The organism is Terriglobia bacterium (assembly GCA_020073085.1).
Lineage (GTDB): Bacteria > Acidobacteriota > Terriglobia > JAIQFV01 > JAIQFV01 > JAIQFV01.
Genome location: JAIQFV010000005.1, coordinates 218,712 through 227,296 on the forward strand (window position 1 = coordinate 218,712; position 8,585 = coordinate 227,296).

At 54.6% G+C, this 8,585-nt stretch carries 4 protein-coding genes; 3 read left to right on the plus strand and 1 reads right to left on the minus strand.

Going from position 1 to position 8,585, the window contains the following annotated elements:
* The first annotated feature begins 23 nt into the window (after positions 1 to 23).
* Positions 24 to 1,748: an undecaprenyl/decaprenyl-phosphate alpha-N-acetylglucosaminyl 1-phosphate transferase gene (locus LAO21_07635; protein MBZ5552576.1), complete on the plus strand. Its 1,725-nt coding sequence runs from the start codon at positions 24 to 26 to the stop codon at positions 1,746 to 1,748.
* A gap of 240 nt (positions 1,749 to 1,988) precedes the next feature.
* A complete protein-coding gene (locus tag LAO21_07640; GenBank protein MBZ5552577.1) occupies positions 1,989 to 3,302 on the plus strand; it encodes a glycosyltransferase family 4 protein in 1,314 nt (437 codons plus the stop codon).
* Between the two features lie 33 nt (positions 3,303 to 3,335).
* On the opposite strand, the gene LAO21_07645 is transcribed toward LAO21_07640, so the two are convergent.
* On the minus strand, positions 3,336 to 4,322 hold the full coding sequence (locus LAO21_07645) for an NAD-dependent epimerase/dehydratase family protein (GenBank protein MBZ5552578.1): 987 nt from the start codon (positions 4,320 to 4,322) through the stop codon (positions 3,336 to 3,338).
* A 1,783-nt stretch (positions 4,323 to 6,105) separates the two neighbouring features.
* Here LAO21_07645 and LAO21_07650 point away from each other — a divergent pair.
* On the plus strand, positions 6,106 to 8,585 hold a 2,480-nt coding region (locus LAO21_07650; GenBank protein MBZ5552579.1), incomplete at its 3' end, for an Ig-like domain repeat protein.

Consider the following 8,585-nt stretch of genomic DNA (forward strand, 5'->3'; position numbering starts at 1 on the left):
CGGATGGAAGAGGATAACCTGAAATGAATAGCTACCTCTTTGCCTTTCTCGTCGCGCTCGCGGGCTCGCTGTTCTTGACCCGCACAGTGAGGAACTGGGCCCGGAACCGAGGGTGGGTCGATCTTCCCGACTCAGTCCGCAAAATGCACCCTTCTCCGGTCCCCCGCGTGGGCGGGATTGCCATTTATCTTTCGATGCTCATCGCGCTTCTGCTCGTGTGCCTGCTCCCCACGAATGTGGCGAAGAATCTCAAGGAGAACTTCGTCTCGGCGGTGACAATTCTTGGCCTCGTCGGACTCATGATGCTGGTGGGCTTATGGGATGATTTGAAGGGCCTTTCCGCCTGGAGGAAGTTTTCAGCTCAAATCCTGCTGGCAGTGGCATCCTGGGCGCTCGGTTTTCGAATCCTCGAGAGTTGGGGGCGCGCCGGAACAATCCATCCCCTGGGTTTACTGTCCCTGCCGCTGACCATCATTTGGATTGTAGGGGTAACGAATGCCTTTAATCTGATTGATGGCATCGATGGACTTTCGGCGGGCGCGGCCTTGTTCGCCATGATCTCGATGATCGTTTTATCGATCGCCAATAACATTCAACTCTCTCCGATCCTCTTGGTCGCATTAGCGGGCGCGACGCTGGGTCTCCTCAGGTATAACTTCAATCCCGCTTCGATCTTCCTGGGTGACTCCGGTAGTCAGTTACTGGGGTTCATGTTGGCCCTGCTGGCGATTCGCAACTCCCAGAAGAGCCCCACCGCCTTTGCGATCGCCGTACCGATTGTGGCTTTTGGCCTGCCCGTGGTGGATACCGCCATGGCTATCCTGCGCCGGTTCTTAAGCGGCAAGCGGATTTTTTCAAGCGACCGGAAGCATATTCATCATGTCCTGATGGAGCGGGGGCTGACGACACGTGGCGTGGTGATTCTCCTCTATGGAGTGTGCGGCCTGTTCGGTTTGATTTCTTTGCTTTTCATTAATCCCGTTGGAAAGACAGCGGGTCTCATCCTTGCCATCCTCGGAGCATGCGTGTGGTTCGGAATCCAGCAGTTGCGCTATCCCGAACTGAGAGAGATGAGCGCCCATTTTTCCCGGAGCCTCATGAATCAACGGAAGCTCATCGCGGGCAGTGTGGCCGTGGGAAAGATGAAAGAGGGGATCCGTTGCGCTCGGGGGTTGGAGGAGTTCTTGCAGACGGTATCGATGGGGCTCGAGCAGTTGAGCTTTTCGCGGTTCGAGTTGCGACTTCCAGCACAGAACAAATCAACCATCTCCCTTGAAGGGCCGTGGAAGGTGATCCCCGACGGACCGGGACAACTCGTCCTCCAGTGGACCTCCCCTTGCCTGAGCTGCAGTCTCTACCAGGATCCTGGACAATCTGGTCAAGACAGAATAATTCCCGATCGGGAAGTGGCCCCGGGGTTGTCGGAAGGATCTCTAGTTCAGTTGAAGCCACGCGCGTCATCCTGCAACGAATGCGATGTAATGAATGGCTCGCTGTTTCCCAACGAGTTGCGCGAGGCAAACAAGAGGGGAACAGCACATTTCAAACTGGAATACGACCTCCACTTTGGCGGATCGGGCGATTCTCCCGGGGTTAATTACCCGGTCAGTCAGGGGGGATCAATCATCTTCTATCATCCCGCCCTTTTGGAGTACCCCGTCTCAGCCATGTCCGTCCTAAGCCAAAAAATGGGACAGGAATTTGAGGTGGCGTTACAGAGGATCATCAAGAAACCAATCAACAATTGACCGCATACAAATCTGTACCATTTATTTTGTCTCACCGCTCCGCCCGCCCTCGACGATTACTGAGTTTCACTGGGTCTTGCAAGCAAGAAGCTTGAGATTAAAGCCCCAGAGAATAGTAGATGTTTCAAGGGCTCCGGGGTCTTGTCCTTCCGTCTTCGGCTTTTTCGGATCCTCTATACTTGAGTCTAATCGGTCCGTATGGGAGCCGAAGCAAGGTCTTTTCTCCTTTACCCGATCAGCATGCCGTCAGCTCCCGAAGTGGAGGAGTTGACAATTCCAGCCACAGGCGAAATGACACAGTTGCAGGCGGTTCGCGAATCCATGCACCTTCCTACGGCGCTCGTTCTCTACCACTATCTCTATCCCGATGATGTAGTGAGCGCTATCCATTTCACCGAATTGTCTACGGGCCTGGCTGCAAAAGGCTGGCGTGTAGTAGCGAGCAGTTCTAACCGGTCATGCCGGACCGAGCGGCGCAAATTCGCAAGACGGTCCGTCTGGAGTGGAGTGGAGTTTCACCGTATCTGGCGGCCGCCTTTGGCGCAGGCGTCCAGATTTGGAAGAATGGTGAATACGCTCTGGATGATCGTCGCCTGGAGTCTCCTCGCGCTGAATAGGAGCATTCGGCCCGACGTGCTCATCGTTGGAACTGATCCTGTCCTCAGCCCTCTGATTAGCATCGTCTGGAAGAGATTGCGTCCCCATGTCAAGCTTGTGCATTGGTGTTTTGATCTGTATCCAGAAGCCGCAGTTGCGGACGGATTGTTGCGGGAAGGTTCTCTATTGGTACGGCTCTTCAAGAATCTTATGCGAAGCGCCTACCGGAATTTCAATCTCATCGTTGATATTGGCGTGTGCATGCGCAAGCGATTAATGCAATATGGGTTCAGGGCGGCAGCGGAAACGATAGCTCCATGGGCTCTTGTAGAATTGACCACGCCGGCCCCCATTCCAGTTGCTGAGAGGTGCGAACTGTTCGGCGACAGCACCTTGTGTCTGTTGTATTCAGGGAATTTCGGCCGGGCGCATGCCTGGGAGGGTATTCCAGAAATCGCCGAGGCGTTGCACCCGGCCGGCGCCCGGATAGTGTTCAGTGTGCGAGGGAACGCGGTCGTGGAGCTTCGCGAAGCACTTGACCGCGCTCGGGTGCCAATCGGCTGCGTCGCTTTTGCTGGAGCAGAAGGGCTCATTGCGAGGTTGAGTGCCGCCGATATCCATATTGTCAGTCTTCGTGATGAATGGACGGGAACCGTCGTTCCCTCGAAGTTCTTTGGGGCATTGGCCGTGGGCCGCCCTGTGCTCTTTGTGGGCCGCGCCGATTCGGCCATCTCCAAGTGGATCACACAGTGGGAGGTGGGGTGGGTCTTAGATCCCTCGCGGAGCGGGAAGCTGGCGGGTGAGCTCCTGCAATGGTCGCAATCCCCTGAAGCAAAACTCCGACTCTTTCAGCACTGCCACGATGTCTATAGACGGGAATTCTCCCGCGAGCAGGCAATTGATCGCTGGGACAAAGTATTGCGGGCCCTCATATCGCAGCGTGATGCGCCCACATAACTGTGACCTCAGTCCGAGCGAACGCCGTCTTGTCTACGTGAGAGAAAAGCTCGCAATCTGACGCCGGGCGGCCACCTGTCCCTCAATCCACCTGTAGGTACAACGTAAGCCCTCCATAAGGGGCGTTGACGGCGCCCATCCCAATTTCGCAGCGATCAGGCGATTGTCGGAATTTCGCCCCCGCACACCCAGCGGTCCTGACACATGAATGATATTCAATTTTTTTCCTGCGATGGCCATAACCATTTCGGCCAAGTTATTAATGCTTACCATCTCCTCAGATCCAATGTTCACTGGACCGTTGAAAGTTGACTCCATCAGGCGCCGTACCCCTTCGAGACATTCGTCAATGTACAAAAACGAGCGAGTCTGATTGCCGTCTCCCCAAATCTCAATGCAATCGCCCTCCCGTGCCTCCGCTACCTTGCGACAGATAGCAGCAGGTGCCTTCTCGCGGCCCCCGTCCCATGTGCCCTCCGGGCCAAAAATATTGTGAAATCTCGCAATATGTACCTCGATGCCATAGTTCCTCATATACGATAGATAGAGCCGTTCGCTGAAGAGCTTTTCCCAGCCATATTCACTGTCCGGCGCCGCAGGATACACGGAGTCTTCAGAGCAAATCGGATTGTCTCGGTCTCTTTGGTTATGCTCGGGATAAATGCAGGCGGACGAAGAGTAGAAGAGCCGCCTCGCTCCAGCCAGGCGCGCAGCTTCTAGGATATTCAGGTTTATCGTCGCTGAGTTGTGCATAACTGCCGCGTCATGGTCGCCTGTGAAGATGTATCCAGCGCCACCCATGTCGGCAGCAAGTTGGTAAATCTCTTCGACTCCCTCAACCACGTGCGCGGCGACACTTTGGTCCCTAAGATCTCCAATAATGAACTCGTCGGCAGCCGTCTCAGCAAATTCAGGGTTTTTGAGGTCAACGCCACGAACCCAGAACCCCTCTGCTTTAAGGCGCCGAACCAAATGTCCACCTATAAAGCCTCCCGCTCCGCCAACAAGGACTCGTCTCATAGTTTTATTCTCCCGCCTTCGTTGCAAGCTTATTCAATCAAGCTTTCAACAGTGGGTCAAGTCTCTTTTCTTTGGATAATGTAGCGGTCGTTTAGAGTTCGAAGTCCACCTCTCCCGGCCGCATGAAACTGCCGCTGCCGCCAGGGGGAACGGATCGCCAGGATTAGTGACCTTTTATCATCCTGCGTCTGTGGAATATCCCGTTTCCGCCATGTCCGTTCTGAGCCAGAATATGGGATTGGAGTTCGAGACAGCATTGCAGAGGATCCTGAGCAACAATAATTGACGATCGCGCCCTGGGTTCGATTAGGCCTCTGAGTTAATGGTTCCTTTATGATTTGATCTGCCTTTTTGTTCGACCGATAAGAACTTCCACCCACGAGACCGAGTGGGAAAGAAAAGTCAAAGCCCCGGGATCTCACAGATCCCGGGGCTTTTTGTTTTTCCAGACCGGGACTGTCCCTGGGGACAGTCCCTTTTCCGGTCGTGAATCAGCAACGTTCGGCCGGACTTTCGGATTTGAAGGCTTGAACATCCTCACCACAGGGTCGCGGAGTCCTTTCCTCGATTGGCTACCCGGAGCTGAGATTTCAAATTTGAGATCAGGTGCTCCTCCTTCTGGATCCTGGGTCTCTGTTGTGGCGATCATTTCATGCCTTGAGCCAGTTCTTATGGCTTGTGGGATGGTACATTGTTCAGTGCTCCATCGGTCTGTTCAGCCCCCTCCCCCATTAAAACCACTAAGTTCATCTGCCGTTTCCAACTGTTCGGTTAGTTTTTTCGCTAGTATTTGGCCCTTTCTTCCTCAGGTTTCATTTCGATTCACAATTACATTGATTCTGTTTCGAATATGTACATTTTTAGATGGGCTTCTGTAGGGCTGATATTATTTCGCTTGATCCATTGCGAAAAAAGTTTTTTTGATCAAGTTGAGGCGCGTCTATGTTTTCTCTAATATATTCATTAATTTATAAGCAAGCTATGGTCGTAGCATAGAATTCGTCTTCGTGATGTTGCGGAAAAAGAGGCTTTTCTGGATGGTTATTTGCTTTTTGGATCCGTGTGAATGAGTTGGGTTGCTTCGGATCATAAATGCATTCGTTAATGAGAGTTCGTTACGAGAATCGCTTGGAAATCATTTTCTATCTGATTGAAGTTTATTTGTTAATGGGTTTTTAATACAGCGTCATACGGAACAAATGCTCTCTGATTCGCGGCGCTTATACCTCTTGTTCTTGACTCAAGCCGGAAGGCAAATGAGTGTAGACGCTTCCCTGAAATCGAGTCGCAAGGTGCTTAAGTCATGCGAATTTCAGAGAACGACCCCTCTAAGGAAAATGCGAAAGAAGAGAAAAAACAACTGAAATACTTCCAACGGAGCGCACCTAAATCCTCAATGCAAAGGTGCTTAGAGGTAGTAAGCGTTGTCTGGAGAGCTCAAGGGCATGGCAAGAATGCATATTGATTTCATTGTGTTAGCAAAGCGGAAAGGTTGCAGAGAAGTACTTGGATTAATGCATCTCGGGAATACCAAGAGTGAGCACTTTTGCACATTTTGGAAAATGATTTGCTTGATGTGACGTTGAACACTATTTGTGCACGGTTCTAAAGGAGTGCACGTCGCTCTTCACTCGGCCCGCAAGGACCCATCTTTAAGGGCCATTTTCTAACCGCAGTTTGTAAGACGGGGCTAAAAGGGTACCGCTCGAGGTGTGCCCAAAATGTGGGTGAGCGGCCATCAAGGTTAACTTCAGTGCGCGGTCAATTCGAGAGGAGAACAAAGATGAGCACTTCCAGGGGGCGTCGTTATCAAATCGGGGGGAGATTGAGCTGGCTAATACTGGGAATTCTGCTGCTGACATGGAACCTCGGTTCGATGGGGATCCTTATGGCGGCCGGCAGATGTACCGCGCCGACCTTCTCTACAGCCGTAAACTTAACTGTTTCAGCAAGCCCCAGCGCAGTGATCGTGGCTGACTTTAACGGGGATGGCAAAGCCGATCTTGCAATTGCAGACCAGGTGTCCAATACGATCGCGATCCTTCTCGGCAATGGGAATGGCACCTTCGGGGCCCCGATCGTCACCTCCGCGGGGGGCTCGACGCCCCTGGGTTTAGCTGCGGGCGACTTTAACGGGGATGGCAAGCTCGACCTGGTGGTGGCGAACGGTGGTGTTCAGGGAGGAAAGAACCCTATCCCTGGCAACGTGGCGGTCTTGCTCGGCAACGGGAACGGCACGTTTGGAGCGGCCAGCACCTTCGCGGCCGGAAACAAGCCCCTCGCAGTCGCAGTGGGTGACTTCAACAAAGACGGCAAGCTCGACTTGGCCGTCGCAAACGGCATTAACTCTACCCCCCGGAACGATATCACCATTTTCTTCGGCACGGGTCTTGGGACATTCGGGGCGGGCACTGCCCTTTCGACCAATGGGAATCCCTCTCAAATTATCGCCGTTGATCTCAATAATGATCTGAACCTGGATTTGGTAGTGCCGCTCGGTGGCACGGCTACGGGTAGCGTAGGAATCTTGAATGGTAGCGCAACTGGAACTTTTGCTGGGGTGCGAAAGACGACCGTTGGATCCACTTCCGCGGCTGTAGGGGATTTTGATAATGACGGGGTCCTTGATCTGGTGGTTGTCGACTCAACCGCCACGACCGGCACGGCGGTCATTTTAGAGCAAAACCCAATCGGCACTTTCACTCCTTTGGCGGGTGCACCGGTGGGGAGCGCTCCAATTTTCGTCGTCTCGGGTGACTTTAACAACGATGGAAATACGGACGTCGCGGTGGCAAATTCAGGGACCGGCACTGTCACCGTTCTGCTGGGTACCGGGGCCGACGCTTTTCTTACAGGAGTGGATTTCGTCACAGGGCTAACTCCCTCCGGAGCTGCTGTTGGAGACCTCAATGGGGACGGTCTGCCCGACCTGGCGGTGACGAACTCTGGTGCAGGGACCGTTTCGATCCTCCTGAATGCATGCGGCACCACCACCACAGCAGTGACCTCTTCACTGAATCCGTCGATCGTGGGCGATTCCGTCACCCTCACGGCCACGGTGACCCCGGTGGGTGGAGGAGGATCGCCTACGGGTACGATTACGTTCAAGGATGGTGCAACGATCATTGGCACGGTGCCAGGGATTGTTGGAAGCGCCTCGTTGACCGTTTCGACCTTTACGGCCGGCAGTCACTCCATTACCGCAGCTTACGGTGGAGATACGACTTTCAGTGCGAGCACCTCCCCGGCGCTGACCCAAACGGTGAGCGCGCACGCCACAACGACTGCCCTGACTTCGTCATTGAATCCTTCCAATGTCGGGCAGTCCGTCACTTTGACAGCAAACGTAACGAGTACAGGAGCCGGCACGATCACCGGGACTGTCACTTTTCATGATGGTGCTGCGACGATCGGCGCGGGCACCATCTCAGGCGGCACAGCGACATTGATTCTTACCACGCTGACGGTCGGCACCCATTCGCTGACGGCCTCTTACCCGGGCGACGGTGCCTTCAACTTCGGCCCGAGCACCTCCGCTCCAGTCAGTCAGGTGGTCAACCCGCTTCCGACGACGACGGCCTTGACCTCGTCACTTAATCCTTCGAATAGCGGCCAATCCGTAACCTTCACGGCAACCGTCTCGACAACAGCGACCGGGACCCCCACCGGCTCGGTGACCTTCAACGATGGAGCGACGGCCCTGGGCACCGGGACGCTCACGGCCGGCGTCGCGACCTTTTCGACTTCGATTTTGACCGCCGCGACTCACTCCATTACCGCGGTCTATGGCGGAGATGCAACATTCGCGCCAAGCACCTCGACAGGGGTAAGTCAGGTGGTGAACAAAAATACAACGACCACGGCGTTGACTTCGTCGCTCAATCCCTCGAATGTCGGGGATGCGGTGACGCTGACGGCGACGGTGACCAGTGGCGGGACGGGAACCATTACCGGCACGGTGACGTTCAACGACGGAGCGACAGCGCTCGGCACGGGAACAGTCACGGCCGGCGTGGCGACCTTTGCAACCTCGGCGCTGACAGCCGGCACGCATTCCATCACGGCGGTCTATGGCGGCGACGCGGCGTTCAGCACGAGCACCTCAACCGCCGTCAGCCAGGTGATGAACAAGAACGCATCCACGACGGCGTTGACCTCCTCGCTCAATCCCTCCAATGTCGGGCAGTCGGTGACCTTGACGGCGACGGTCAGCAGCACAGCGACCGGGACACCGAGCGGGACGGTGACCTTTAATGATGGAGC

What these genes read in the sequence shown, in the direction of transcription:
- LAO21_07640 (MBZ5552577.1), top strand. Translation starts at nt 1,989, where the DNA reads ATGCCGTCAGCTCCCGAAGTGGAGGAGTTGACAATTCCAGCCACAGGC.
- LAO21_07645 (MBZ5552578.1), bottom strand. Translation starts at nt 4,322, where the DNA reads ATGAGACGAGTCCTTGTTGGCGGAGCGGGAGGCTTTATAGGTGGACAT.
- LAO21_07635 (MBZ5552576.1), top strand. Translation starts at nt 24, where the DNA reads ATGAATAGCTACCTCTTTGCCTTTCTCGTCGCGCTCGCGGGCTCGCTG.